The organism is Moorena sp. SIO4A1, from assembly GCF_010672065.1.
GTDB lineage: Bacteria > Cyanobacteriota > Cyanobacteriia > Cyanobacteriales > Coleofasciculaceae > Moorena.
This window is the reverse complement of sequence record NZ_JAAHHX010000819.1, coordinates 1-1,289: the sequence shown is the minus strand read 5'-3', so window position 1 is coordinate 1,289 and position 1,289 is coordinate 1. Positions and strand designations below refer to the sequence as shown.

Below are 1,289 nucleotides of genomic sequence, written 5' to 3'. Positions count from 1 at the left end.
TGGTAGGTCTCTCAATTTGCAACAAGACCTACCTATAGACAATGTTACCAGAATTCTACCAAAACCATCTCAAAAGTCAATTGAGTCTAGCTGAATATATTTTCTTAAAAATTTTTATAAATCTATTACAGTCAATTAAAAAAGTTAATTTAGAAAAATTAGCCAATGCTCTCCCTTTACCCATTAAATTTGAAAGTAGAAGAAAAAGAATCCGAAGGTGCGCTTTCCGTTGGCGAATTAAATTCGCCACGGGTCGCACCTAAAGATTTTTATCGTTACCAAAGTTAACAATTGAAGACTTGTGGTTTCCAATAGTTGAAGAATGCTTGAAAAGATACTTTACCGATGAAAAACTAATTTATTTAGCAATTGATAGAACGAATTGGTGTTATATCAATTTATTCATGGTTAGCCTCATTTGGGATAAAAGCGATGCAGCGCGGTCTTGGGGGTTCCCCCCATGAGCGACTGCATCAAGACAGAGCGTTTCCACTATATTTTACCTTGTTACCCAAGTTAGGTAGTAGTAATTTAAAAGAACAACAAAGTATTTTATCAAAAGTTATCCCGATTTTAAAAAACTCTAAAATCTGTGTATTGGGAGATTGACCTTTGGTCACGCTTCGCGAACGAGAATTTTGTTCGGTAAAGTTAGCAAATCATCTTCAGGAATTGGGTAGAGATTTTTGTTTGCGTTTAAAAAAGAATGAGTTAGTTGAATATCAAAAAAAGAGTTGGATTAAATTAAATGATTTAGGTCTAGTACCTGGAGTGTCTTTATTTATTAAAGGAATTAAAGTCACGAAGACTCGTGGTTTCCTAAGTTTTAATATTGCCGCTAAATGGAAACGTAAACTTAACGGAGTAGCCCCAAAAGAAGGATGGTTTATTTTGACAAATTTGGATAGCTTAAATTCGGCTATTTCAGCCTACAAACAAAGATTTTATATCGAGGAAATGTTTAGAGATTTTAAGACAGGTGGTTATAATTTAGAAAAGACTAACGTTGAAGGTAAACGCTTTATTTCTCTAGTTTTATTGATGATTATAGCTTATACTTCTGCAACTATTCAAGGTCATAACATTAAACGTAAAGGAATCCAAAACTATGTGTCTCGTGTAAAATAATCTGGCCGATTGGAGAGAAGACATAGCAGTTTTTACGTTGGTTTATATGGTCAAACCTGGGTTAACTTCAAAGATGTTTGTCTAGAATTAGTAACCGAATTAATGAGACGTGGGTCCTAATAAACGAAAGTATTATCAACGAGGTCTAAGGGCTAGATTAA

General features: G+C 33.9%; 1 pseudogene. It reads left to right on the top strand.

Going from position 1 to position 1,289, the window contains the following annotated elements:
* Positions 1 to 41: 41 nt before the first annotated feature.
* Positions 42 to 1,289, top strand: a pseudogene (locus F6K53_RS43190) (IS4 family transposase); the annotation flags it as partial.